Origin of the sequence: Mycobacterium sp. (assembly GCF_032162105.1) — a bacterium.
Lineage (GTDB): Bacteria > Actinomycetota > Actinomycetes > Mycobacteriales > Mycobacteriaceae > Mycobacterium.
Map to the genome: position 1 here is coordinate 1 of NZ_JAVRPS010000270.1, position 24,729 is coordinate 24,729.

Annotated in this window: 17 protein-coding genes; 7 read left to right on the forward strand and 10 right to left on the reverse strand. The window is 67.8% G+C overall.

Going from position 1 to position 24,729, the window contains the following annotated elements; all coding sequences use genetic code 11:
- The 5 genes from QOC69_RS13710 to QOC69_RS13730 all read left to right on the forward strand — a co-directional run.
- Window positions 1-1,347, forward strand: a 1,347-nt coding sequence (locus QOC69_RS13710) for a thioesterase domain-containing protein (protein ID WP_526440329.1), incomplete at its 5' end; no start/stop codon positions are given.
- The gene (locus QOC69_RS13715) at window positions 1,344-2,894 is read left to right on the forward strand and encodes an acyl-CoA carboxylase subunit beta (RefSeq protein ID WP_526440331.1); all 1,551 of its coding nucleotides are present in this window, start codon (window positions 1,344-1,346) and stop codon (window positions 2,892-2,894) included. The genes QOC69_RS13710 and QOC69_RS13715, both read left to right, overlap by 4 nt.
- A gap of 62 nt (window positions 2,895-2,956) precedes the next feature.
- Complete coding sequence (locus QOC69_RS13720; protein WP_526440333.1) at window positions 2,957-3,592, forward strand: dihydrofolate reductase family protein; 636 nt, start codon at window positions 2,957-2,959, stop codon at window positions 3,590-3,592.
- Window positions 3,593-3,643: 51 nt separating this feature from the next.
- Window positions 3,644-4,648, forward strand: coding sequence for a DUF4331 family protein (locus QOC69_RS13725; RefSeq protein ID WP_526440335.1), 1,005 nt, complete (start codon window positions 3,644-3,646; stop codon window positions 4,646-4,648).
- Between the two features lie 29 nt (window positions 4,649-4,677).
- A complete protein-coding gene (locus QOC69_RS13730) occupies window positions 4,678-6,132 on the forward strand; it encodes a serine/threonine-protein kinase (RefSeq protein ID WP_526440337.1) in 1,455 nt (484 codons plus the stop codon).
- A 27-nt stretch (window positions 6,133-6,159) separates the two neighbouring features.
- Here the strand turns inward: QOC69_RS13730 and QOC69_RS13735 are convergent, their stop codons facing one another.
- The 10 genes from QOC69_RS13735 to QOC69_RS13780 form a co-directional block, all read right to left on the reverse strand.
- Window positions 6,160-7,038, reverse strand: a complete 879-nt coding sequence (locus QOC69_RS13735) for an MBL fold metallo-hydrolase (RefSeq protein ID WP_526440339.1) — start codon at window positions 7,036-7,038, stop codon at window positions 6,160-6,162.
- Window positions 7,035-10,247, reverse strand: coding sequence for an arabinosyltransferase domain-containing protein (locus QOC69_RS13740; protein WP_526440341.1), 3,213 nt, complete (start codon window positions 10,245-10,247; stop codon window positions 7,035-7,037). The genes QOC69_RS13735 and QOC69_RS13740 overlap by 4 nt, the downstream gene beginning before the upstream one ends.
- Before the next feature lie 83 nt (window positions 10,248-10,330).
- Complete coding sequence (locus tag QOC69_RS13745) at window positions 10,331-13,582, reverse strand: arabinosyltransferase domain-containing protein (protein WP_526440343.1); 3,252 nt, start codon at window positions 13,580-13,582, stop codon at window positions 10,331-10,333.
- 53 nt (window positions 13,583-13,635) lie between these two features.
- The gene (locus QOC69_RS13750) at window positions 13,636-16,830 is read right to left on the reverse strand and encodes an arabinosyltransferase domain-containing protein (protein ID WP_526440359.1); all 3,195 of its coding nucleotides are present in this window, start codon (window positions 16,828-16,830) and stop codon (window positions 13,636-13,638) included.
- Window positions 16,831-16,911: 81 nt separating this feature from the next.
- The gene (locus tag QOC69_RS13755) at window positions 16,912-18,801 is read right to left on the reverse strand and encodes an arabinofuranosyltransferase (protein WP_526440345.1); all 1,890 of its coding nucleotides are present in this window, start codon (window positions 18,799-18,801) and stop codon (window positions 16,912-16,914) included.
- Complete coding sequence (dprE2, locus tag QOC69_RS13760; RefSeq protein ID WP_526440347.1) at window positions 18,801-19,580, reverse strand: decaprenylphospho-beta-D-erythro-pentofuranosid-2-ulose 2-reductase; 780 nt, start codon at window positions 19,578-19,580, stop codon at window positions 18,801-18,803. Before dprE2 ends, QOC69_RS13755 begins: the two co-directional genes overlap by 1 nt.
- A 17-nt stretch (window positions 19,581-19,597) precedes the next feature.
- A complete protein-coding gene (gene dprE1, locus QOC69_RS13765) occupies window positions 19,598-21,010 on the reverse strand; it encodes a decaprenylphosphoryl-beta-D-ribose oxidase (RefSeq protein WP_526440349.1) in 1,413 nt (470 codons plus the stop codon).
- A gap of 27 nt (window positions 21,011-21,037) precedes the next feature.
- Window positions 21,038-21,457 carry a GtrA family protein gene (locus QOC69_RS13770; RefSeq protein ID WP_526440361.1) on the reverse strand — a complete coding sequence of 140 codons (420 nt, stop codon included), beginning with the start codon at window positions 21,455-21,457 and terminating at the stop codon, window positions 21,038-21,040.
- A 101-nt stretch (window positions 21,458-21,558) separates the two neighbouring features.
- Entirely contained in the window at window positions 21,559-22,317 is a 759-nt protein-coding gene (locus tag QOC69_RS13775) for an ANTAR domain-containing protein (protein ID WP_526440351.1), read from the reverse strand.
- A 23-nt stretch (window positions 22,318-22,340) separates the two neighbouring features.
- Complete coding sequence (locus QOC69_RS13780; RefSeq protein WP_526440353.1) at window positions 22,341-23,045, reverse strand: ANTAR domain-containing protein; 705 nt, start codon at window positions 23,043-23,045, stop codon at window positions 22,341-22,343.
- Between the two features lie 181 nt (window positions 23,046-23,226).
- On the opposite strand from QOC69_RS13780, the gene tmpA reads away from it, so the two are divergent.
- Both tmpA and QOC69_RS13790 read left to right on the forward strand, forming a co-directional pair.
- On the forward strand, window positions 23,227-24,294 hold the full coding sequence (gene tmpA, locus QOC69_RS13785; protein WP_526440355.1) for a 2-trimethylaminoethylphosphonate dioxygenase: 1,068 nt from the start codon (window positions 23,227-23,229) through the stop codon (window positions 24,292-24,294).
- On the forward strand, window positions 24,291-24,729 hold a 439-nt coding region (locus QOC69_RS13790; RefSeq protein ID WP_526440357.1), incomplete at its 3' end, for an HD domain-containing protein. The genes tmpA and QOC69_RS13790, both read left to right, overlap by 4 nt.

Sequence of the window (24,729 nt, forward strand, 5' to 3'; positions counted from 1 at the left end):
GCCGCCGCGCAGGCCGAGTTGATGGGCGGGGCGACGACGGTGGCCGAGCTCGAGGAGATGCTCGCCCAGAAGTCGGCTGAGTCTGCTGAGCCTGCCAAGTCTCCCGCCGACGATCTGGAGATCCCGCCGCCGCCGACGAACCCCGCCGGTCCCAAGGCGAGCGCGGCGGGTGCGGCGGCCGGGGTGCTGAACCAGCAGGCCGTCGCCAACGCGCTCAACTCCGACGTCCCGCCGCGCGACGCCGCCGAACGGGTCACCTTCGCGACGTGGGCCATCGTCACGGGCAAGTCGCCGGGCGGCATCTTCAACTCGCTGCCGGCCATCGACGATGCCTCGGCGGAGAAGATGGCGCAGCGGCTCACCGAGCGTGCCGAGGGCACCATCACGGTCGATGACGTGCGCAAGGCGCAGACCATCGAGGAGCTCTCCACCACGGTGCGCGAGTTCCTCGAGTCCGGAGAACTCGACGGCTTCGTGCGGACCATCCGGGCGGCCGAGTCCGAGGATGAGGTTCCGGTCTACGTGTTCCATGCCGCGGGCGGGTCGACCGTGGTCTACGAACCGCTGCTGAAGCGGCTGCCCGCAGGCACGCCGATGATCGGGCTGGAACGCGTCGAGGGTTCCATCGAGGAGCGCGCCGCGGTGTACGTGCCGAAGCTGTTGGAGCTCAACGGCTGGACTTCCGGGGCGAGCGGAGCGACGGGGGAAGGGCCTGCAAGGACCGGCAAGCCGTTCATCCTCGCCGGCTGGTCGCTGGGCGGTGCGCTGTCCTACGCGTGCGCAATCGGGCTCAAGGCCGCAGGTGCCGACGTGTCGTTCGTCGGGCTCATCGACTGCGTGCGCCCTGGCGAACCGATCCTCCACACCAAGGAGGAGACCCGGAAGCGCTGGGACCGCTACGCGAAGTTCGCGGAGAAGACGTTCAACGTAGAGATCCCCGAGATTCCGTATGAGCATCTCGAAACGCTCGACGACGCCGGGCAGGTGCAGTTCGTGCTCGAAATGGTCAGTCAGAGCGGCGTGCAGATTCCCGGCGGCATCGTCGAGCACCAGCGCACGTCGTACCTGGACAACCGGGCCCTGGACACCGTCGACATCAAGCCGTACGACGGTCACGTCGTGCTCTACATGGCCGACCGGTACCACGACGACGCGATCACGTTCGAGCCTGCGTACGCCACCCGCAAGCCCGACGGCGGCTGGGGTGAATTCGCGAAGGACCTCGAAGTGGTGCCCATCGGGGGCGAGCACATCCAGGCCATCGACGAGCCGTACATTGCGAAGGTCGGCGCACACATGAGCGAGGCGATCAACCGCATCGAAGCTGAGGGGAAGCAGGCCAAGTGACCGCCAACACCACTGCAGAGAAACTGGCCGAGCTTCGCGAGAAGCTGGAGCTGGCCAAGGAACCCGGTGGCGAGAAGGCCGTCGCCAAGCGTGACAAGAAGGGCATTCCGAGCGCCCGCTCGCGGATCCACGCCCTGGTCGATCCCGGCAGTTTCTTCGAGATCGGTGCGCTGGCAAAGACTCCCGGCGATCCCGACGCACTCTTCGGTGACGGCGTGGTCACCGGCCACGCCACCATCAACGGCCGGCCGGTCGGAGTGTTCAGCCATGACCAGACGGTGTTCCAGGGGACCGTCGGTGAGATGTTCGGCCGCAAGGTGGCCCGGCTGATGGAGTGGGTGGCCATGGTCGGCTGCCCGATCGTCGGCATCAACGACTCCGGCGGCGCCCGCATCCAGGACGCGGCGACTTCCCTGGCCTGGTACGCGGAGTTGGGCCGCCGCCACGAACTGCTGTCCGGCCTGGTGCCGCAGGTCTCCATCATCCTTGGCAAGTGCGCGGGCGGAGCGGTGTACTCGCCGATTCAGACCGATCTGGTGGTTGCGGTCCGTGACCAGGGCTACATGTTCGTCACCGGCCCCGACGTGATCAAGGACGTCACCGGTGAGGACGTATCGCTCGACGAGCTCGGCGGCGCGGACTATCAGGCGCGGTACGGCAACATCCACCAGGTCGTCGAGGACGAGAAGGCGGCGTTCCAGTACGTTCGCGACTACCTGAGCTTCCTGCCAGGCAACACCTTCGACGACGCGCCGGTGGTCAACCCGGGCCTTGAGCCGAAGGTCACACCGCACGACCTGGAACTCGACGCGATCGTGCCGGACGCCGACAACACGGCCTACGACATGCACGAGATCTTGCTGCGGATCTTCGACGACGGTGACTTCCTCGAGGTTGCCGCGCAGGCCGGGCAGGCCATCATCACGGGATACGCACGGGTGGACGGCCGTACCGTCGGGGTCATCGCCAACCAGCCGATGCACATGTCGGGTGCGATCGACAACGAGGCCTCCGACAAGGCCGCCCGGTTCGTGCGGTTCAGCGACGCGTTCAACATCCCGCTGGTGTTCGTCGTCGACACGCCAGGGTTCCTGCCCGGCGTCGAGCAGGAGAAGAACGGAATCATCAAGCGCGGCGGGCGATTCCTGTACTCCGTGGTGGAGGCCGACGTACCGAAGGTGACCATCACCATCCGCAAGTCCTACGGCGGTGCCTACGCGGTGATGGGCAGCAAGCAGCTGACGGCCGACATGAACTTCGCCTGGCCGACCGCGCGCATCGCGGTGATCGGCGCCGATGGTGCCGCGCAGCTTCTGGTGAAGCGGTTCCCCGATCCGACCGCACCCGAGGTGCAGAAGATCAAGGCGGACTTCATCGAGGGCTACAACCTCAACCTGGCGATCCCCTACATCGCCGCCGAGCGTGGCTACATCGACGCGGTCATCGAGCCGCATCAGACGCGGCTGCACCTGCGCAGCGCCATGCGGTTGTTGCGGGACAAGCAGATTCAACGCGTGCTGCGCAAGCACGGCCTGATCCCGATCTAGGCGCCTTCGGCGCGGCCGCCAAACCGGCGATGAGTCTTCCCGCCCCTGACGGTCTGCACGTCATGAGAAAAATTACTGCCGGCATGTTCGTTTCGCTCGACGGGGTCGTAGAGGCCCCTGACCAGTGGCACTTCCCGTACTACAACGACGAGATGGGCGCAGCCGTCGACGCGCAGCTCGGCGCGGCCGACACCATCCTGTTGGGTCGTAAGACCTACGACAGCTTCGCCGGGGCGTGGCCCGACCGTGAGGCCGAGGGCGGCGATGATGCCGACTTCGCGAAGAAGCTGGGCGATGCGCGCAAGATCGTGGTGTCCGGCCAGCGGCTCGAATTCGATTGGCGAAACTCCGAACAGCTCAACGGCGACCTCGTCGGCGCAGTGACCGCGCTGAAGGACGAGCCGGGCGGCGACATCGCGATCAGCGGTTCGGTATCGGTCGTCCGTCAGCTGCTGGCCGCAGGCCTGCTCGACGAGCTGCACCTGTTGATACATCCGATCGCCGTTCGCACCGGCGCGCGGTTGTTCGACGAGGGGCAGGCCATCCCGCTGCGGCTGCTGACGTCGCAGGTGTTCGCGACCGGTGTCCTGCACCTGGTCTACGCCCGCGACGACGTCGAGCGCGTCGGCTCCTACGAGGACGCTAAGGCGCACCTGCCGCAGGCAGAACGAGCCCAGAATGCAGAGCCAGTGGCATGACTGCATCCATTCGCTAGGCACGCGGGCCGAATTGGGGTTGAATTTGCAAACGTGTCAAATCACTTCACCGGGCTGAGCCTGGGACCACCGCTGGGCGATCAACGCCTCGACCTCTGCGACCTGTACGCATTCGAGTCTCCTGCCGATCCGACCAAGACCGTGCTGATCCTCAACGCGAACCCGCAGGCTGATTTCCTGCACCCGGACGCGATCTACCGTCTCGCCATCGACAACGACGGCGACCTGCGCAACGACATCGCCTTCAGCTTCGTGTTCTCTGAGCCTGCGGACGGGCGTCAGACCGTCGACGTGTTCCTGGCCGTTGACGACGAGGCCGAGGAGCCCGAAGCCGTCGGGTCGAAGATCTTCGACGCGGTCGAGGTGTCCTTCGGCAAGACCCCGATCGTCGCCACCTCCGACAGCTTCACCTTCTTCGCGGGTGCCCGCAGCGACGCGTTCTTCTTCGACTTCGACGGCGTCAAGGCACTGTTCGACACGTCGGGCAAACGAAACTTCACCTCGATGAACCAACCTGCTCCCGAATCTCCGTGGACGGGCGTGGATTCGAACACCGAGGCCAACGTGTGCTCGATGGTCATCGAAATGCCCACCAGCGCACTCGGTGCCGCTCCCGACATCCGGGTCTGGGGCCGCTGCAGCCTGCGTCGCGACGGCGAGCTACTGCACGTCGACCGGGCGGGACACCCGTCGGTGAGCAGCTTCTTCAACACCGACGACACCAAGGAGGAGTACAACGCCTCCGAACCGATCCGGGATCGCGAACGGTGGATCGACATGTTCATCCACCTGATGGGCCACACCGGTGGCTACACGCGGGAGGAGGCCATCGCGGCGATCGACGAGGAGGGCACCCTGCCCGACATGCTCACCTACGACCCGGCCAAGCCCGCGAAGTACCCGAACGGCCGGGTGTTCACCGACGACGTGATCGACTACCGACTCGCGTTCCTGACCAAGGGTGACTGCCCACCGAGCGGGCTGAGCCCGCACACCGACACACTCGGTGAGTTCCCCTACCTGGGCACACCGCACTGACATAGGTGCGCCGCCAGTAGGATCTGCCCATGCCGCTCGCGGAGGGCCAGGTGATCGCCGGGTACACCATCGTGCGATCGATCGGCGCGGGCGGCATGGGCGAGGTCTACCTGGCACAACATCCCCGCCTGCCGCGGCGCGACGCACTCAAGGTACTGGCGGCGACGGTGTGCGCCGACAGCGAGTACAGGCAGCGCTTCGAGCGGGAAGCCGACATCGCCGCGACGCTGTGGCATCCGCACATCGTCGAGGTCCATGACCGCGGCGACGTCAACGGTCAGCTCTGGATTTCGATGGACTACGTCGAGGGCACGGATGCCGGCGAGTTGCTCACCGAGCGGTATCGGTCCGGTATGCCGACCGACGAGGTGGTGCGGATCGTGACGGCCGTTGGCGCGGCGCTCGACTATGCCCACCAGCGGGGTCTGCTGCACCGCGACGTCAAGCCGGCCAACATCCTGATCTCCGACCCGGGCGCCGACGATGAACGAATCATGTTGGCCGACTTCGGGATCGCCAGGCGCACCGGCGAGGTCAGCAACTTGACCGGAACCAACATGACGGTGGGCACGGTGGCCTACGCTGCACCGGAGCAACTGACGGGCAGCGAGGTCGACGGACGGGCCGACCAGTACGCACTGGCGGCGACGGCGTATCAGTTGCTCACCGGGTCGCCGCCGTTCCAGCACTCCAACCCCGCGGTGGTGATCAGTCAGCACCTCACGGCCAAGCCGCCGCCGATCGGGTCGCGTCGGCCCGAGTTGTCCAGTCTGGGGATGGTTTTCGACAAGGCGCTGGCCAAGTCGCCCGCCGACCGCTACGAGCGGTGCATCGACTTCGCGCGGGCACTTGCGAATCGCATCGGCGCGCCCGCAGACCAACCGGAGAACTCCGACGCCACGATGCTGGCACCGGTGGCATCCGCGGCCTCCGTCGCCTCCCCGGCACCCGGGGGGTCCGGCCCGAGGCACGCCAAGCCGCACGCCGCACCGGCGTCGTCGTCGAGGCGCAGGTTCGTGATCCCCGCGGCCGTGCTTCTCGCCGTCATCGCCATTGCCGCGGTGGCCTTCGTCGTCATCGACCGCGGGCGCAACCATCCGCCCGCGGCGGCCAAGCCATCGCAGTCGTCATCGCAGGCCCCTTCCGCTCCCGCGCCGTTAGGTGCACTACCGGTGGTGGTCGTCGGAGCGGACTGTGCGACGCTCGGCGCCGCGGGCATCACGGCGACCGGCGGGCCCGCCTATTGCGCGCACCTGTCCACGGTGGACAAGCCGATCTGGTCGCTGTATCCGGGCGAGGTCTCCAGTCCCACGGTGACGGCAGGCCCGAACGACGAGGTCTACCCGTCGGAGACCGAGGCGCCCGTCCTGGTCTGCATGGAGCAGACCGGCCAGAGCCGGCTGGACTGCCACGACGACATCCTGCAGAGCAACGGCAGTAGTTCCGCGAGCACATCCCCGGCGGCGACCACTCCGTCACCGTGACGGCTGTCGACGACGCGCATCGACCGTTCAGATCGCGGAGAGCTGCAACCAGTCGTCGACCTCGAACCGGTCCCCGCGCGCCACGATCGTCGCGCCGCCGTGGCCCGGGTAGTGCGCCGGTATCACCGCGGCCCTGGCCCGCGCCGCCTCGGTGAACACCCGCTTGCGCGTCGCCACCGCGGCAGCCGGGTCGACGTCGAATGCGCACGGGTCCTGCGGCCGGGGAATCTGGATCGGGCAGTGCGTCAGATCGCCGACGAACACCGCCTGCTTGCCCGCGTCGAGCCACAACACCGACGACCCCGGCGTATGGCCGGGCGCGGGCCGCAGCCGTAGCGACTCACTGATCTGAAGGTCGTCCGACCACAGCTCCGTTTGAGCCTCGACTGGAAATATGCTGTCGTCGAACAAGATTCGCCGGGCTTCGTCGGCGCCCGGCCCGTCGGGGCCGAAGAATCGGTAGTCCGCCTCCGGCATCAGATAGCGCGCGTTCGGGAACGTCGGCACCCATGTGCCGTCGAAGAGATGGGTGTTCCAGCCGACGTGGTCGACGTGCAGGTGCGTGTTGACCACGACGTCGACCTCGGCGGGATCGACGCCCGCGGCACGCAGCGCGCCCAGGAAGTCGGTGTTCAGATGGTCCATCGGCGGCATGTTCGGCCGATCGCGGTCGTTTCCCACCCCGGTGTCCACCAACACCGTCAGCCCGTCGACCTGGACGACCCAGGTCTGCATCGTGATCTTCCACTGATCGGTCTGCGCGTCCCAGAACGCGGGAGTCAGAAGGTCGGCGTCGTTCTGCCACGCTTCGGGCGGCGTCGCGGCGAACAGCGAGGTCCGCATCTCGACCCGTGTCTCCACGACGCGGGTCACCGCCGCGCGTCCGATGCGGACGGTATCGGTCACGGCTTGATCCGGATCCTTCCGGGGCTGTACAACCCGCTGCGGGTCGCGGTGCCGAGATCGATCTGGGCGGGCTGCGCGTCTTCGACCGTGTCGAACTTGCGAAGCGAGCCCCAGTCGCGGCCCCAGTCGTGCGACAGGTACGTCGCCATCACGTGCGCCCGCAACAGCAGGTCGGTGATGCCGAGGAGGCCGCCGTTCAGGCCGTCCTCCCAGCTGTCGGTGTCCAACTTCTTGGCGTTGTAGTCGGGCGTGATGCGGAACTTCGGAATCTGGGTGACGCCGTTGGCGTGCAGCATCGGCTGCTGGCACGGAAAGGCGAGGCCCACAGCCCAGTCCATCAGCACCGGCTGGTCCGAACCGAGGTACTCCTGCACCGAACGGAGCTCAGGAACCCGCGGCGGTGTCACCGCGATCCAGTCGCCAGGGGTCAGCGACAGGTCTTCGGCGATCACGCGCACCGCCGTCGCGTCGGCCGGAATCTCGGACCGCGCGTACCGCAGGTTGCGCCAAGAGGGAATGGGCCCGAGGTCGTAGGGCTCCACCCGGCCCGCGGGCACGGGTGCACCGTCCGGTCCTGGCCGCGCGTACTCCAACGCGACCGTCTGGCCCTCGGTGTGGCCGTTGAAAACGCTGTTGCCGGTGATGTTGCCCGCGGCGGTCACGACCACCAGCGGATGGGCATCGTCGGGTGGCGGCAGCTGATACCAGGCCGACGCCAGGCGACTCTCCTGTTGCGCGCCTTGGATGTACGTCCCGGCCAGTGGCACCCGCCTCGGGTCCAGCCCGTAGGGCAGCGGCACCGTGGACCCGTTGACTCCCGGCGATGTGAGCTTGACCGGCGCATCCCAGTCGTAGTCGGTGCCCGGCGCGGGGTTGGTCAGCCGGATCGCCTCGGCGACGATGTGTTCCGGCACGCCGTTGGGCGTGAACCCGACCGGGCTCACGCCGCCCAGCGGTCCGAGCGGACCGTAATTGCCCGGCAGGGGATCCAGGAAGCCGTCGTTGGAGTCCGGTTCGACCAGCACGTCGTCGGCCAGGCCGCAGCTACCCGCCAACGCGCGCAGGTTGGACGAGGCGTTGGAGTAGGTCGGGTACTGCCGCACCACCCCGGCGAGCATCGACCCGACGAAGACCACCACCATGAACCCGGCGGTGATCGGAATGGGCGCCGCCGTCACCCACCGCGCCAGCCGGCTCTCGGGTCGGTCGCGGGGCGCGAAGTGCAGCAAGAACGCCCACAGTGCGGCGATGGCGAACAACACGAAGAAGACTGTGCTGACCGTCATCCCGGCGATCTTCGGCATCGCATTGTTGAACGGCACACCATAGCTGGACACGTACCACCAGCCGTTGGTGGTGGCGAAACACAATGCCAGTAGGAAAAGCACGGCGGCGGTGAACGCCATCCGGTTGCGCGCTGAGTGCAACACCGCCCGCGACACCAGCACGGTGGCCACCGCGGCCATCGCCGCGCCGACGGCGGCGAACAACCCGAAGTGATGCACCCACTTGGTTGGGGTGAACATCAGGAAGAACATCGTCCCGAAGATGATGCCCATCAGCCGCCACACCGGGCCGCGCGCGATGCCGGGAACCCGCTTGCGCCGCAACATGATGAATAGTGACGCGAACAGGCTCAGCGCGGTGATGAAGAAACCGAACCGCCGCGACAGTGACCCGTCGACGGTCGGCAGGAACACGTAGTAGTACCGCAGGTTCTCGGTGTACCACGGCTGGCTTGGGCCGATATCGGTGCGAATCCTGGTGGCCTCCAACACCGTTGCCAGCGTCTGGTCGGCGAACACCACGGCAACGATCACGAAGCCCGCGGCAAGCAGCGGCAACACCAGCGGCCAGGTGCCCACCACGCGGTGCCGCCGCACCAGGATGCGCAGCAGCGGGCGGCCACCGGCCAGCAGCGCGGCGACGGCGATCAGGCCGGTCGGCTGGATGCCGAGCGTGAACGCCGCGGTGGTGACCGCAAGCGCCGCCGGCGTGAGCCTGCCGGAGATGATCGCCCGCTCGATCAGGACGTAGGTGATCAACGCGCCGGTGGCGATCTGCCCCTCGGGGCGCAGGCCGTTGTTGAACGGCATCCACGCCGCGAGCAGCACCAGGCCGGCCGCCCACATCGCGGCACGACTCGTCGACACGGCGGGTCCCAGTCGCGGCAGCACTTCGCGGGACAGCAGCAGCCAGCACACCAGTGCGCAGATCAGGTCGGGCAGCCGGATCCAGATGCTGGCGTCGCTGACGTGAGTCATCAGTGCCAGCAGGTTGTAGTACCAGCCGAACGGGTCCTCGGGGCTGCCGAACCAGCGGAAGTAGTTCGACATGTAGCCGGCCTGATCGGCCACCCGGGCCATGGCGAGGATGTAGCCGTCGTCGGACGAGTTGGCACCGATCACGTGCCAGAGCAGGAAGCCGCCGACCACCACGACGTCCACCGCGGTGAACGTCCGCCACCGCGACGGGATCACCCGGCGCATCCGCCTGCCGTCCAGTTGGTCGAGGCGCCACAGGGCGATCAGCGCCACGATGGTCGCCACGATGGCCAGCACCATCGCGGTCAACTTCAACGCGGTCGGCTTGGTGGTGTACCGGGTGTCGATCGTGGCCGACAGCGAAAGTCCTTGCGGCGCCGTACCGGTCAGATCGGTGAACACTCCCACGACCGACGGTCGCAGGTTCGGATCGGCGAAGCCGCTGCGCAGCGGTTGCCCGGGGGTCGGACCCGAGGTGAAATTCAGCCCGACGAAGGTGGCGAACGTGCCTGCCTCCGACGACGTGATCTCGATCCGCTGACAGGCTGGATCGGCCACCCGCGCTCGAGGCACGCTGGAGATCACCACGTTGCGGTCGGTGACGTCCACCCGCGTGCTGCTCACGTTGACGAACAGCGCGTTGAGCGCGGCCTGCTTGCCGTCGGGCGGCGCGGTGCCCAGCACCATGCCGCCCGCCGGTGGCATCTTCCGGATCACGTCGCAGGGCACCGTCACCGACATGGTGACCGGCGTGAACGTGATCAGCGGCGCGGTGACGCTGTTCATCTGCCCGGCCTGCGGCCAGTTCAGCGTCGCCGTGGTCTGCACCACCGGCAGCAGCGGAGTGAGCACCGAGCACACGAAGCCGATCAGGCCCGCGACCATCGCGACCCACCGGGCCACCCTCACGTCGGGGCCCGTGGCCTCGGTGATGGTTCCGGTCATGGCTCGACTCATGGCTCGACTCGCGCTCGCTCCGGTCCTCGCTCGTACCTCGCTGCGATCCTCACTCGCGCTCGTCTCGCCGCTCATGGCAGTGCCCTGATCGGGCCGGAGCGACTCCAGCCGAACACCCGTGCCGTGCCCTGGTCGACGACGGCGTTGGGGGCGTCCCGCTCCGGCACCACCCGCTCGTAGCGCTCGATCGAGCCCCAGTCGCGGTACGGGTCGTCGCGCAGGTAGCTCGGGATCGACGTGGTGCGCAGCAGCGCCTGAATGAACAGGAACGGGCCGCCGTGCTGAGCCGACTGCCACATGTTCGACGAGATCACCACCTGCTTGAAGTTCGGAAGGATCCGGTAGTCCGGCAGTTCGGCGACGCCGAGGTGCTCGGAGAACGGCCGCTGGCAGGGGAAGTTCGCCGTGGTGGCGATGTCCATCAGCACCGGCGTCTGCGAACCGAGCAGCTGCTGCGCGGTCTCCGTCACGGGCACGCGCGGCGGGGTGAATGCGAACCACTGGTCCGTGGACAGGTTCGGGTCGTCGGCGACGATGCGCGCCACGTTGGCCTCCGGCGGCGCCCATGCCAGCGGGAAGCGCAGATTGCGCCAGGCATTCCCCGGCGTGATGTCGATCGGCTGCACCTGGCCAAGCGCATCGAACCCGCCGTCGGGTCTGCTGACGCCCCACTGCAACTTCAGCGACTGCCCGTAGTGGAAGCTGCCGTCCTCCTCGTAGGACCAGATGGCCCCCGCGGCGGCGACGGTCACCAGTGGCCGGTCGGGGCTGCGGGGTGGCAGCTGGTACCACGCGGAGGTGGCCTTCGCGGCGGCCGTGTTCTCGTCGAAGCTGCCCATCACGGGGGTGCGGGCCGGGTCCAGTCCGAACGGCAGGAACACCCGCGAGCCGTTCACGCCGACGGGGCCGTAGCCGCCGCCCGTGCCCGCGGCGAAGCCGATGCCCACGTTCGGCTTGTTCGGCGAACCGTCGGAGTTGACGGTGCCGGGGTTGGCGACGACGGGCTCGGGCGGCTCCAGCGAGTCGCTGACGCCGTTGGGCGTGAAGCCGGTCGGGTCCGTCCCGCCCAGCGGGCCGTCCTGGCCGAAGGTCTGGCCGGGGGCCGGCTGCAGCATCCCTGCGTTGGTGTCGGGTTCGACGAGCACGTCGTCGGCCATCGCGCAGCTGTTGCTCGACAGCCCGGAAACCAGGGCCTCCGCGTTGGCCTTGGCGGTGGTGTAGGCGGGGTAGCGACCCGCAGCGCCCTTGGCCATCGACCCGACCTCGAGGAGCACCATCAGGGTCGCCACGACGAGAAGCGGGGTGGACGCCAGCACCCGGTTGCGCCGGGTGTTCTTCACCTCGGTGTGCCCGGTGTAGTCCATCCGGAAGTGCAGCCAGCCGGCGAGCATGCCGGTGACGACCGCCAACGCCAGGAACATGTTGGTCACGGGCTGCCCGGCGATCACCGGCTGCTTGTCGAACCACGGCACCCCGTAGTTGCCGACGTAGAAGTAGGCGTTCAGGCCCGAGGTCGCCCACGCCAGGGCGAAGAGCAGTGCGGTGACGTACAGCGCGAGGTTGCGGCGGCTGTGCAGCCCGACGCGCGAGAACGTGAACGCGGTGACAGCGCCGAGCGCACCGCCGATGCCGGCGAACACGCCGAACTGCACGGCCCACTTCGTCGGCGTGAACGTCAGCAGCAGCAGGCCGACGGCGCAGGCGCCGATGAGCCGCCACACCGGACCTCTGGCCATGCCGGGCAGGCTGCCGCGGCGCAGCAGCACCGCCACCATGCCGAACAGGCACAGCAGCAGCACCAGTACGGAGAAGCGCCTGCTGAGCGATCCGTCGACGCTGTCCTCGACCGTGAGGAAGTAGTAGCGCAGGAAGTCCTGATACCAGGGGATGGTCGGGCCGACGGAATACTTGATCCTGGCAGCCTCGGCGACGGTGGCCAGCGTCTGGTCGCGGAACACGATCACGAATATCAGTGCGACCGACGAAGACAGTGCGGCCAGCGGCGCCAGGACCCCGTCCGTGGCGCGCCGACGCTGGATGATCTGCGCGACGGCCCTCGCCCCGACGAGAAGCGGGGCCAGCGCGATCAGACCCTGCGGCGCCAGTGTCACGGTGAACATCGCGACGACGATCGCCGCGCAGGCAGGCCACACCCGGCGGCTGCCGATCGCGTACTCCACCAGCACCCAGGTGAGCAGCGCGCCGAACGCGATCAATGGTTCGGGCCGCAGGCCGTTGTTGAACGGCAACCAGCCGGCCAGGAACACCGCACCGGCGGTCCACACTGCGATCCGGTTCACCGCAAGCCGGCGGCCAAGGCGCGGAATGACCCAGCGGGACAACAGAAGCCACGTGGCGATGCCGGCCAGCAGGGCGGGTAGCCGCATCCACACCCCGGCCGTGCTGATCGCGGCGAGGTGGGCCAGCACCGACGGGTACCAGTCGAACGGGGCCTCGGAGACGCCGAAGTAGCGGTAGTAGTTCGCGACGTAGCCCGCGTCGCCGGACACCCGCGCGATGGCGAGGTTGTAGCCGTCGTCGGACGAGGTGGCCCCGATGACGTGGTAGAGCACCAGGGTGCCCACGACCGCGCCGTCGGCCAGCCACGTCGCCGGCCCGACCCGCCAGAACCGGCGCCACGCCCTTGCCACCCGTCGGCCGGACCGGCGGTCCAGCATCGCCAGCGCCACCACCGACGCCAGTGTGGCCAGCACGCCGAGTGTCATCAGTGCCGTCTTGAGCAGCGTCGGGGCGGTGATGAAGCGGGTGTCGATGTCGATGCGCGCGCTCAGACCCGGTTGGGCGGCCACCTTCAGGTCGGTGAACACACCGGTGACCTGAGGCTTCTTCTCGATCGGGACCGTGCCCGTCGCGCCGGGGATGCCAAGGAAGTCGGCGCCGACGCTGCCGGCGTTGGCCCAAAGGTGCAGCGTGCTGCACGCGCCATCCTGCACGGCCTGCCGGGGCGCGACGGCGGCCACCGAGTCACGGAACGCGACGACGACGGTGTTGGCGTTGGCCCTGACGAACAGGCCGTTGCGGCTGGAGTCGATGCCTGCAGGCGGAATGGTGGAGAACACCAGGCCGCCGGTCTGGGGCAGGGTCGCGACCGCCTGGCACGGGATCGAGGCGTCGAGCGAAAGCGGTGCGCCGGACACCAACGGTGCGGTGACGTCGGTGACCAGTCCGTTGGAGCCGATGACCTGCGGCCAGAGGATGGTCGCGGTGGTCTGGCGGACCGGCAGCAGCGGGGTGAGTGCGCAGAGCAGCAAACCGGCGATGCCCGCGATGGTCGCGACGAGTCGAGTAGTCCGGGCGGGCACGAGGCTCAAGGGTATGCGACGGGCTCGTGTGAGTTGCGTAGCCATGCGGTGCGTCAGCTGAGCCGCAGCGGACCCGGGCTCCACAAACCGCTGCGAGTCGCGGTGCCGAGTTCGAGCCGGGCAGGCTGAGCGTTCGGGTACCAGGGCGTCAACTGCTGTAGCGCACCCCAGTCGCGGAACCAGTCGTCGCGCAGATAGGTCGGCACGGGCGTGGCCCGCAGCAGCAGCTCGGTGATGCCGAGGGGGCCGCCGCCGAGGTAGTCCATCACCGGGGAGTTGGCCTCGGCGCCGAACCGGTCGGGCAGGATCCGCCACTTGGGCACTTCGGTGACGCCGTTCTGGTGGCCGAATGGCCGCTGGCAGGGGAACGCCAGGCCGACCAGCCAGTCCAGCAGCACGGGATCGTCGGAGCCGACGACGTCCTGCAGGGTCCGCAACTGCGGGATGCGCGGCGGCGTCACCGCGATCCAGTGCTGGGCGGCGAGGTCGTCGTCGGTGGCGATGAGCCGCACCTGCGTGGCGTCGGACGGGATGGCCGTCATGGGCGCGCGCAGGTTCCGCCACGCCGGGGCCGCGCCGACGTCGGCGAACCCGAGACCGCCGCCTGGCTGATTCTTCGCGGCCTGTTCGTCGGTGGCCCACTGCGCGACGACCTCGCCGGGGTCGAACCGTCCCGCGGCGGCCACTACCAACAGTGGGCCGCGCTGATCGCGGGGCGGCAGCCGGTACCAACCCGACCGCAACTCGGCAGGCTGCTGTGCGCCCGCGCGCCAGCTGCCCATCACGGGTGTGCGCGCAGGGTCGAGGCTGTACGGCAACCGGGCCCGCGATCCGTTCACGCCTGCTGCCGCCGTGGTGCCGCCCTCGGTGCCGGGCTCGCTGCCCGTCACCACGGAACCGTCGGTGTCGGCGAAGTTGCCGCTGCCCTGCGGTTCCATCACGGGATCGGCGGACAAGTCTGCGGGAATCCCGTTGGGGTTGAAGCCCTGTGCGGTCACCGCGCCGAGGGCGACGCCGACGGGCAGGTTGACGGGAGCCAGGAGCCCCGCGTTGGGATCCTGCTCGACCATCACGTCGCCGGCCAGGCCGCACGTCTTGCCGGTCAACGCGTCGAGGTTCGACCGGCCGACGGACCAGGCGGGGTACTGGTCGATCATCGCCAGGGTCAGCGAGAGCACCTCGAACACCACCAGAAGCCAGGCGGCAACGGCCAACGGCGCCTGCACGATTCGCGTCAACCGCCGGTCCGCACTGCCCGGCGGCGACGAGTCGCGGCCGGAGAAGTGAAACCACACCGCGACCAGCAGCACCAGCACGGCCAGGCCGAGCAGGTAGGTACTGAAGGCGAATCGCCACTCCGGGAACTGATTCGACCACGGCACGCCGAAGCTCGACACGTACCACCAGCCGTTCACGGTGGCGAACGACAGCGCCACCACGAACAGCACCGCGGCGGCGAAGACGGTGCGGTTGCGGCGCGAGCGCAGCGCCGCGGCGGTCACCGCGACGGCGGCCAGCGCGCCCAGGCATCCGGCCAGGCCGGCGAACACGCCGAAGTGGTGGGTCCACTTGGTTGGGGTGAACATCATCGCGAGGAACGAGATGATGGTCATGCCGATGATGCGCCTGCTCGGGCCTGCGGCGGTGCCGGGAATCCGGCCCTTGCGCAAGGCCATCGCCACTGAAACCGCCAAGGCCAGCAGCAGGGTGAGCACCGCGAACCGCCGCGCCACCGAGCCGTCCGGGCTGGTGGTGAACAACCGCTCGTAACGGATGTGTTCGTCGAACCAACTCAGGCTCGGGCCCACCGCCGACTTGAACGAGTTGGCCTGCAGTTCCCCGATGAACGTCTGGTCGCGGAAGATCAGGATCGCCGTGACGGTCCCCGCGGCCAGGATCGGAGCCAGCAGTGCAAGATATCCGAACCTCGAAGTATGGGCTGCGACAATGGTTTTCAGCGGGCCGACGGCAACCAGCAGCGCGCCGACCGCCGCGACGCCGGTGGGCCCGGAGAACAGCGTCAGCGCCCCGATGATGACCGCGATCGCCACCGGCAGCAGCCGGCTGGTGGCCACTCCGCGCTCGACCGAGCACCAGGTCAGCAGGATGCCGAGGGCGATGATGGGTTCGGGTCGCAGCCCGTTGTTCAGCGGCAGCCAGAACGCCAGGAACATCCCGGCGGCCGTCCACGCCGCGGCGCGGTTGACCTTGACCGCATGCCCGAGTCGGGGAATCACCTCGCGGCTGATCACCCACCAACACACCAGCCCCATGAGCAGCGTCGGCAACCGCATCCAGACGCTCGCGGTGGTGACGTGCGCCCACAGCGCCAACAGGTCGTAGTACCAGCCGAACGGGGACTCCGGGGTGCCGAACCAGCGGTAGTAGTTGGCCATGTAGCCGGCGTGCTCGGAAAGCCGGGCCATGGTGAGGATGTAGCCGTCGTCGGAGGTGTTGGCGCCGACGAAGTGCCACCACACCAACATCGCGGCGACCAGTCCGTCCAACGGCTTCACCGACCACCACCGTGGCGGCAGGAAGCGCCGGTGCCGCATGCCGTCGGCGGAGTCGAGCACGTGCAGGGCGCCGAGGGCGACGATGGTCATCGCCACCCCGATGATCATCGCCAGCGTCTTGAGCAACGTCGGTGAGCTGCTGTAGCGGGAGTCGATGGTGGCCGCGAACGTCAGGCCCGGCGGCGCAGGCCCGGTCAGGTCGGTGAACACGCCAACGATCTGCGGCCGGAAGTCGTAGCCGCCGCGCTCACCGCGCAGTGGCTTGCCAGGGTCATCTGCGTCGGGACCCGTCACCAGCCCGACGAACTCGCCGGTGACCTTGTCGGCGTGGGCGCTGAACGTCAGTCGCTGGCAGGCCGGGCTGAGCACTTGATTGAGCGGTGCGCTGACCACCGGCGTGTTGCGGACGATGACCAGCAGGTCGTCGCCGACCCGCTCGATCAGCAGTCCGCGGTCGACGGCCTTGGGTGCCTGCTTCGGGACGGTGGAGAGCAGCACGTTGCGCGGACCGGCCAGCCCGGCCGCCGCGCTGCAGGGGATGGTGATCTCGAGATCGGTGGCGACGTATCCGATCAGGGGGGCATCGACGCTCTGCAGCACGCCGTTCTGTGGCCAGTTGAGGTTGGCGGTGGTCTGGGTGACCGGCAGCAGGGGAGTGGCCAACGCCAGCAGCGCGCCGAGAAGCCCGGCGACGATGGCGATCAGGCGGGCGGTTCGGTGGTTGGTCCCCATCGCAACTTTTTGGACCACGGGCGTAGATGCTAGTGGCTGGGCCTGGGATGACCCGTCACTGGTCATGTGTGGTTTCCGCCGCTACTTCCGGATGGCCAGCACGAACGGCCCGATGTCGGACACGTCCCAGCGCGGATCGTCGAACAAGGCCGCGTCCAGCGCGACCTGGTAACGGCGCACGTTGGGCTGGTTCGGGTAGACGTCGCTGGCCAGTCGCAGGGTGTAGGTGTCATTGGCGCCGTGGCGCATCAGGAAGACCTTCGGCGGCTGCCACGGCAACGCGTCAAGGGCCGCGATGAACTGGTCGGGCCGGGTCAGCCTGGCCCAGCCCTCGATGGCGGCCGAGCGCTCTTCGAACTGGGCGAGCGGGTTGGCGTAATGCGACGTCAGACCTTGAAAGCCGTAGTAGGGGAGGTACGACAGGAAGCTGTAGTCGGCGGTCATCACGACCGTCTCGTTGCGCGGCCGGCCGGTCACGTGGGCGATCTTGGCGTCGATCTCCGCGTAGTACTTCTCGGCGCCGGGGGGCCGACGGTCGGCGCGCTGGCCGCCGCCGTCGGTGTCGGTGTAGGCGACGGCGATGTCAGAGCGCAGTACGTCGGGGATGTCCTGGCTGAAGGTGACCGCCCCGATGGCGCCGACGACAGCGGCGGCGGCGACGGTGCGCCGGTTGGTCTGCGCCGTGTAGCGCGATGCGATGGCCCGGGTCACCTCGATGAACCCGAACGTGCCCGCGGCCGTCAACAGCACGGTGAGGGTGGGCTGCAAGCGGAACGACAGCAGCGTGGTGCCCGCCAGCGTTCTCAGCATCGACAGCAGCGACCAGGCGTAAATCGCCAGCACGGCGACGGCGAGCGCACCGGCGCGGGTGGAACTGCGCGCGTAGACCACCAGCCACAGCGTGCCGACCATGCACAGCGCGCCAAGCAGCGTGAAGGACAGCATCGGGAAGGTGAGTTGGGCACCATCGATCGGGAGGTAGTGCTGGGCGGTTCCGCTGTCGGCGGGCGCCCCCTTGGCCGCGGCGAGCAGGTAGGGCCCCCAACCGATCAGGGCGATGGCGCCGGAGATCACCGCGATCACTGCAAGCCGCAACAGCGGCTCCCACCTCCGTCTCGCCACGGCGACGAGCAACCCCATGATGGCGAGCGTGAATGCGGCGTAGCCGAACAGCAGTGTGTAGAACAGGGCGGCGACGCCGAGGAAGACGCCGACGCCGATCACCGCGGCCCAGCCGCCGGCTCTCGTGCTTCCCGCTGTTGTGCTCCTCGCGTGCGCGGCCCGCAGTCCGGACCACGCCAGCACGAACACCGGCGGCAGCAGCACGGTGATGATGGCCGCGTAGGGCTCGGTCGATTGATACGCCAGCGTGACGGCGACGGTGGCGGTCGACACGGCGAGCGCGACCTCGAAGCGAATCATCGCCGCCCACAACACCAGTGCGACCACCGCCGCAGCGGTGATGGAGATGATCGCCCACGGCTTGAACATCTCCCAGGCCGGGATGCCCGTCATGTCGGCGAGCCGGCCGCCGAGCCAGAACCAGCCCGGCGGGTAGAACGGTGGCAGCCCGATGTAGGTCATGTCGCGCGGGGTGACCGAGTCGGTCAGGCGGGTCAGGTACTCCGTGCGGAACTGCTGGTCGACGGAGATGCCGAACAGGTACAGCTTGGTGGCACCGAGCGGCATGGCGAGGGTGACGACGGAGAACGCCGAAAGGAACACCACGGCGGTGAGCCTGGCGATCCACTGCCGTCCCCGCCGCCACACCCATCCTGCGGCGAACAACCCTGCCAGGCAGGCGAACTGGCCGACGGTGGTCAGCGCGTGCAACTGATTGCTCGAGTTGAACGCAGGCCACTCGACGCGGGAGATCGCCACCAACGCGACGACCGCGATGAGCACGGCCACGACCTTGGCGGCCACCATCTGGACGACAACCCGCGCAGGACCGGCCAGCGCGCCCCGCATCAGATGGGCAGCTTGCGAAAGATTGGTCGGGGGATGTGCCGCATCACGGCCATCAGGTAGCGCGCAGGCCCGGGAGCCCAGACCAGGTCCTTGCCCTTGGCGGCGGAGGCGACCGCCAACTCGGCGACGTACTCCTTGTCCACCGTCAACGGCGCCTCCTTGCTGCCCGTGGCCTTCCAATGTTCGATGGTGGTGCTGGTCCGCACCTGAGCGGGCCGGATCACCAGTACGTGAACGCCGAACTCCCGCAGCGCCTCTCCGAGACCGAGGTAGAACCCGTCGAGCCCGGCCTTGGTGGAGCCGTACACGAAGTTGGAGCGGCGCACCCGTTCGCCTGCCACCGAGGACATCGCGATGATCTGGCCGAAGCCCTGTGCGCGCATCTTCTCGCCAACCAGCACGCCGACGGAGACCGCCGCCGTGTAGTTGACCTGGGCGACGAGGACCGCCTTGGCCTGGTTCTGCCACAGCTCCTCGGCGTCGCCGAGCAGTCCGAAGGCGACGATGGCGACATCCACATCGCCGTTGGCCCAGGCAGATTCGATGACCGCGGGGTGGGATTTCGTATCGACGGCGTCGAAATCCAAGACCTCCACCGACTTGGCGCCTGCGGCCTTCAGCTGCGCGACGGCGGCGTCGCGGCCAGGGGCGGTGGGTAGGTCGGCGAGGATGATCCGGGCGTTCGCGTTGCGCAGGTACCGCTCGCAGATCGCCAGGCCGATCTCCGAGGTGCCGCCGAGCAGCAGGATTGTCTGCGGGTTTCCGGTGGCGTCAATCATGTGTCGCGTGAGCCTTTCTAGAGCAATTCGAGTCGGCGGGCCATATCGGAGGCGAACACGCCGTGTGGATCCACCTTGCGGCGCACCGCAATCCATTCGTCGATACGCGGGTACATCTGGTGGAACTTCTCGGCGCTGACTCGCGAGTCCTTGGCGGTGTAGACGCGTCCACCGAATTCCATCGCGCGGTCGTCGAGTTCGTTCAGGAACTCGTTGACGCCGGGCTTGTTGGGGAAGTCCATTGCCACGTTCCACCCGGCCATCGGAAAGCTCAGCGGCGCACGGTTACCCGGGCCGAACAGCTTGAAGACGTTTAGTGCCGAGTACTGGCCGCTGGTCTGAATCCAGCGGATGATCGCCTTGAACTCGTCGAGCGCGTCCGGGGGCACCAGGAACTGGTGCTGCGCGAAACCCGCTGGCCCGTAGGCGTTGTTCCAGCCGCTGACCAGATCGAGCATGTGGTAGAACTGCGACAGATTCATGATCTTGTCGTGGTAGGTACCGCCGAGCCGGTAGTACACCTCGCCGATTATGCTGAACGACAATTTGTTCATCGCGCTGATCGGGAAGATGTTCGGAACCGTCAACAGTTGCGGGGCATCGAATTTCAGCGGATTCTTGGCCAGCTTGGCAGGCAACTGGTCCAGTCTCGCAAGACTTCCGCGACTCACGGCCGCACGGCCCAGTTTCGGTGGTGGGCTGATCGCGTCGAACCAGGCGCTGGAGTAGGTGTAGTTGGCGTCGCTGCCATCGAGGTGCACGGCGATCGTCTCGTCCAGGTCCGCGGTACCGACACCGTCTGCGATGAAATACGCCGTCTCGGTCCGCGTCATCGCGATGCGGGCACGAATGACGATGCCGGTCAAGCCGTTTCCGCCGATGGTGGCCCAAAACAGCTCGCTATCTTCGCCGTCGGGGGTGATGGTGCGCACCTCGCCGTCGGCCATCAGGAGGTCCAGCGACAGTACGTGATTGCCGAAGCTGCCTGCGCTGTGGTGATTCTTGCCGTGGATGTCGGAGGCAATGGCGCCGCCGATGGTCACCTGCCGGGTGCCAGGCAACACCGGTACCCACAGGCCGAACGGCAGCGCCGCCTTCATGAGCTGATCCAGGCTGACGCCGGCGTCCACGTCGGCGATGGCGGTATCGGAGGAGATGGAATGAACGGTCTTCAGCGGGGTCATGTCCACCACGACGCCACCACCGTTGCAGGAGTGGTCGCCGTAGGAGCGGCCGAGGCCGCGCGCCACGATGCCGCGGCGCAGGTGTGACGGGCTGCTCGAGCTGGCGTCAGCCACCTGTCGGACGGCCGCTGCGATCAGCTCGACGTCGGGTGTGGACAGCACGTGCGCCACGGTGGGCGACGTACGGCCGAACCCGGTGAGGGCGCGCGGCTTGAGGGGGAGGGCGGCGTCGGGCTGGGTAGACATGTCAGAGCAAGAGGGTACCGGTCGCCGTCACTTCAACCGAAAGATCACTGCACGCTGCACCACGAAGTTGATCACGGTTGCGGTGCCCTGGGCGATGACGAACGCGACGGGCACGCGCCACGGCTTGTCGTCCAGCAGCATGTAGAACGCGTAGTTGATGCCGATCTGCACGGCGTAGGTCACGGCGTATAGCCCGCAGACCGCGATGAAGCGTGCCCTACTCGGCGGCGCCTGGAACGTCCAACGGCGGTTGATCAGATACGCCGTCGTGGTGCCCGCGATGAAGCTCAACGTCTTGGCGACCATGACTCGCGGCGTCTCGGGCATGCCCGCGGCTTCGAAGAGTGCGAGGAACAGCACGTAGAGGCCGAAGTCGACGATCGCGGAGAGGCCGCCGGTGACGACGAACCGCCATACCTGCGTGGAAAGGCCCAGGCTGGGCGACATCGGGGGCTCGGCCACGCGCGCAGCTTACGGGCTGTGGCCGTTCGTCCGCATCGTGGCTACAGCTGTCGCTTGGCGTCAGCGCGGAGTGCCCAGCGAGTAGTTCAGGCAGGCGAAACGCCGCCGTGGGGGAGTGCGTTGCTGGGGTTTTCGATCACTGCACGCGCCGTGTCGCTGAGGTGCCGGTTGCTGTTTCGGGCCATGCTCCGCAACTGGACGAACGCCTGGTCCATGTCGAGTCCCTGCCGCTCGGCGAGCACGCCCTTGGCCTGCTCGATCAGGACCCGGCTGTTCAACGCGGTCTGCAGTTGGCTGTTGACCAAGGCTCCGCGGGTCAGCACCCGCTGGTGCAGGATTCCGATCGTTGCCACGTCGGCCAACGCCTGGGCGACCAGCAGGTCCGAGTCGGTCATCATGCCCGGCTCCCTGCGGAACAGGTTCAGGGCGCCGACCCGCTCAGTGCGCAGCCGCAGGGGAATCGCGATCACCGATCTCAAGCCCTCGCCGCTGGCTCGGGTGGCGAACTCGGGCCACCGGTCGGTATCGAAGCTCAGATCATCGACCAGAACCTGCTGACCCGTCCGGTAGGCCTGCAGGCACGGTCCGGCGTCGGACTGGAGCTGCAGCAGCTCGAGCAACCGCGTCTGTTCGCTGGTGGAGGCGAGCATCTGCAATCCGCCGCGCAGGTCGGCGAGCAACAGTCCGGCCGAGTCGACGTCGAGCAACGAGACGCAGTCCTCGACCAGCTCCTGTGCGAACTCGACCACGTCGTAATCGTCGACCAGGGTGTCTGCCAACGCTACGAAGGCATGTACCAGGGGGCCTTCACGTCCGTCCATCACGATCTCCTCGTCTTCTTTCATCGTCGTCAATCCGCCGGTCCCGGTCAACGCTCGTCGTCGGGGTCGAAGCGCAGGCGCCGCTCGATCACTTCGTGGGCCACCTCGGTCAGTGGCCTGTCGTGGGTGAACGCGTACGCCCGCAGGCGCAGATACGCGATGCGGGGGGCCACCGAGAGCTGAGCCACCACCATGCCAGTGGCCTGGTGAATCTCGCTCGACGCCGGCGACGGCGTCCACCACGCGTCGATCGTGTTCGTATCGACGTCTGGCTGCGGCCGGGACATTAGCACCATCGTGACGATGTCGGCGACGGCCAGCATCGCCGTCAATTCATCGGGCTCGATGGGCACCGGCTCGTTGCGGTACAGATCGAGCACGCCGACCGCGATCGCCCCGATCTGCAGCGGGAACGCGAACATCGCGCCGTAGGCGTCGCGGCCCAGAGCCGTGGTGAAACCCGGCCATCGGTCGAACTGCACTGACAGATCGTCGATCAGCACGGGACCCCCGCGCTCAGCTGCGTCGACGGCCGGCCCCTCGCCTGCGACGACCTGTTGCGCCTCGATGCGGGCCGCGGTGTCGTCGGTGGCGCTCAACGGCTCCCACGTCGTCGACGAGCCGCCGATCATGACCGCCGCCCGGTCCACGGGAAGCACCTTCACGCACGAGACACACAGTTCGCGCGGACCGAGTGCCCCGTCGGGGTATTCGGCGAGTGCGGCAAGGAATTGCTGTGACGTCGACGTCACGGCGCTCCACGCGTGGAGCGCACCGCGGACACGCTGACCATCTACATCACTCGCCTCGATTGAGCCTTCAGTATCGCATTCGGGAGGTACCCAGACGCGGGATCGCGATTTCACCTGACGGCCACCTCGTTGCCAACATGTACAGTTATGCGCGCTCTTGGCTATACAAGTGGAGGTAGAAATGATGCTAGACGCGCCTGCGATCTGGTTGCGTGACAACTGTTCGTGTGCCGAGTGCAGGCACCCGGGCAACGGGCAGAAACTGTTCAACATCGGCGATATCGCCGAAGGCATCCGGGTCGACGAGGTGCACGAGGACAACGGCATGGTGCACGTGCGGTTCGCCCCGGACGGGCACGCTGCGGTGTTCGACGGCGAGTGGCTGCGCACGTGGTCGCTCGCGGAGGGGCAGGCGCCACCGGACCTTCGCACCGAGGACGCCAAGCGAAAATGGGATGCGACCGACGTCGGTCCGCTTCCCGAGGCCGATTGGGCGACATACCTGAACGATCCGGCGGTGAAAGCTGCCGCGTTGGATGCCGTTGTGCGCCTCGGCTTTGTCGTGCTTCGGGGCGTCGAGACCACCGATCGCCGGGTGCTGGACGTCGCCGAGAGCTTCGGCTTCATCCGGGACACGAACTACGGCGAACTGTTCGACGTGCGGATCGAGGCGAATCCGGTGAACCTCGCGTTCACGGGGCTGCCGATCACGCCGCACACCGACAACCCATACCGCGACCCGGTGCCGACGCTGCAGATCCTGCACTGCCTGCGCAACGCGACTCAGGGCGGGGACTCCGGCTTCGTCGACGGCTTCAAGGCCGCTGCGCTGCTACGCGAGGAGAACCCGGAAGCGTTCGACGTCCTCAGCCGGACCGAGGTGACGTACAAGTTCTCGTCGGCGGATGCGGAACTCAGCGCGACCCGGCCGATGATCGGCCTTGATCCGTACGGGCGGGTCCGCGAAATCAGATTCAACAACAGGTCGATGCAGCCGGTTCGGTTGTGCGCGGCCGAGTCCGAGCGGTTCTACGCCGCGTACCGGGCGTTCGCCGAGGTGATCAACCGCCCGCAGCTGCAGGTCGTGTTCCGCATGCGACCGGGCGACTGCGTCATCTTCGACAACATCCGACTTCTGCACGCGCGCACCGGATTCGAAGGTGAGGCGGGGGAGCGTCACCTGCAAGGGTGCTACGCCGATCTGGACGGACTGGAGAGCACGCTGGCGGTACTGCGGAGGGCCCGATGACCGAACCGATTTCCCGTCGCTTCGCTCGCCCCGAGTTGATAGCGCTAATGCGCGAGATGTTCGAGGGCGAGGGTCTGCGCGATTATCTTGGCGAAGACGTCAGCATGGCGCAGCACATGCTGCAGGCCGCTGGACTGGCGCGCGCCGCCGGCGCCGAGGATCACCTGGTGGTCGCAGCGCTCGTGCACGACATCGGCCACTTCACCGGTGTGATCTCCGGTCGAGAACTCATGGCGGGCAAGGAGAATCATCACGACGATGCCGGTGCCGACTGGCTCACCGGCTGGTTCGGACCGGAGGTGACCGAACCGGTGCGCCTGCACGTCGCCGCTAAGCGCTACCTCTGCGCCGTCGACCCTGCCTACATCGGCGCGCTGTCCGACGCATCGGTGTACACGCTGAGGTTGCAGGGCGGACCGATGACCGATGCGGAAC